Annotated in this window: 2 protein-coding genes; both read left to right on the top strand. The window is 38.7% G+C overall.

Annotated elements, in window-relative coordinates; translation table 11 throughout:
* Nucleotides 1–117: 117 nt before the first annotated feature.
* On the top strand, nucleotides 118–495 hold the full coding sequence (locus LKD48_RS16365; RefSeq protein ID WP_308732650.1) for a hypothetical protein: 378 nt from the start codon (nucleotides 118–120) through the stop codon (nucleotides 493–495).
* 257 nt (nucleotides 496–752) lie between these two features.
* Nucleotides 753–1,604: an MBL fold metallo-hydrolase gene (locus tag LKD48_RS16360; protein WP_308732649.1), complete on the top strand. Its 852-nt coding sequence runs from the start codon at nucleotides 753–755 to the stop codon at nucleotides 1,602–1,604.
* Nucleotides 1,605–1,745 lie beyond the last annotated feature (141 nt).

The following is a 1,745-nucleotide window of genomic DNA, read 5'->3' as shown; positions in this document are numbered from 1 at the left end:
CCAAAGTCCTTGCGATGTACGCAGACACTAGAACTCCGTCAATGGAACCCCAGTGGCTTGCCGCTGGGTTAAGTCAGAGTGAGCGAAATTTTTAGGGGAAATATATGAGATGATAAGGTGAAGGATAGCATTACGCTGGAAAAGGTTGAAAAAGAACCAGACAGCTATACACTTCCGGAGTTTAATGAGCGTCAGGAAGGCGTTGCCAATTGGTTTAAGCAGATGGGAAGTCTTGATTTGAAGGCACCAATGGAATTCACAGATGACTTTTATAGTGTACGCGACACTATGGAAGAAATTTCTAAAAATGAAGAAGCTTTGGAAATTACGTCAAAAGCACTCAAGCTGGCAACTAATTTTGATATTAAGCCTGGCATTGGCATGTGGGATATGTTGAAAACGATGAAGCCAGAAGCGATGACAAATATGATTTCAGAAATCCAGGATGGCTTTATCGAAAGTTTAAATGCAAGAATGATTAAGATTAAGAAGTAAAAAAATGAAAAAAGTTTTAGTAACGCTTGCTGTATTAGTCGTGAAAGTATTGTGCAAATAGAATGTAAAATATCACAATAGAAACTAGTATATAGAAAATAGGATGACAATAGATATAATTAGTGCTATACTATTTCTAGTACAAATAAGAAAAACTGGAAAACGTATAGCAGGTGTATTAGCACTCGCAGCTGCTGCGGCAGTTTATGCGGGTGCTTTTTATAATTTGCTTGAAAATATATTGGGAGGGTTTTTATATGGATCAAAATTGGTTTTATAGGGGAAATGCGCTTATTTATTCCCTGAGCGAGCAGGAGACTACAAGTCATTCTGTTGCAGTCTGGAGAATTGGACAATGCGGTGTTTTTCTGAAATATAATGGAAAAATTATTTTGATTGATCCAGTTTTGGAGCCAATTTATGGAAAGGATGGTGTTTGTCGCACACATTTTGAACCACCATTTTCAGCAGATGCTAATTTTTCTGTGGATGCTGTATTTTGTACACATAATCATCTGGATCATTTTCAGCCAGACACTATATGCAAACTAGCGGCTTCTCATCCAAATGTAAAGTTTTTTGTTCCGACAGGGATTTTAGATGAAATTCAAGAATGTATTGCATCATTTGCTGATCGTGTGACGGGAATCCGGCAAGGACAGCAGCTGGAATTATTTCAAAATATTTCAGTGACTGCGGTAGCAGTTCCACATGATGTGTATCGTGCTGATGCAAATGGTAATGAAAAAGCACTTGGCTATGTTTTTTATATGGGAGATACTACGATTCTTCATTGCGGAGATGCAGTTGCAACAGACCGTCTTGTTACAGATGTTTGCAAGGCAGGTCCTATTCATCTTGCTTTTTTGCCAATCAATGGCAGAGATTGGGTTAGAGAGTCACGTGATATTATTGGTAATATGACACCTCAGGAGGCGGCTCTTTTTGCAAAAGAGATTGATTGTACAACTGTTATTCCAACGCATTATGATATGATGTGCGGCAATGAAGAAAATCCTTTATTGTTTGCTTATTATATGGAGCATACGCAGCCAAATCGCGCATGGCACATTTTAAGAAATGGTGAGCCATATTTGTATACATATTGATTATAATGATTCAGCGCAGAAAACCCCGGCCGTTCGCAAGAACGTCCGAGGGATGAATGCGCCGATTACAAACAACGCAACCATCATTCCAACAGGGTTTTCTTCTGGAATTGTTGGTTTTTCTTGGCCTGATGTTCTTCA

The sequence above is a fragment of the Anthropogastromicrobium aceti genome (genome assembly GCF_020687335.1).
Taxonomy (GTDB): domain Bacteria; phylum Bacillota; class Clostridia; order Lachnospirales; family Lachnospiraceae; genus Anthropogastromicrobium; species Anthropogastromicrobium aceti.
This window is presented reverse-complemented; position numbering and strand designations above follow the sequence as displayed.

What these genes read in the sequence shown, in the direction of transcription:
- LKD48_RS16360 (WP_308732649.1), top strand. Translation starts at nt 753, where the DNA reads ATGGATCAAAATTGGTTTTATAGGGGAAATGCGCTTATTTATTCCCTG.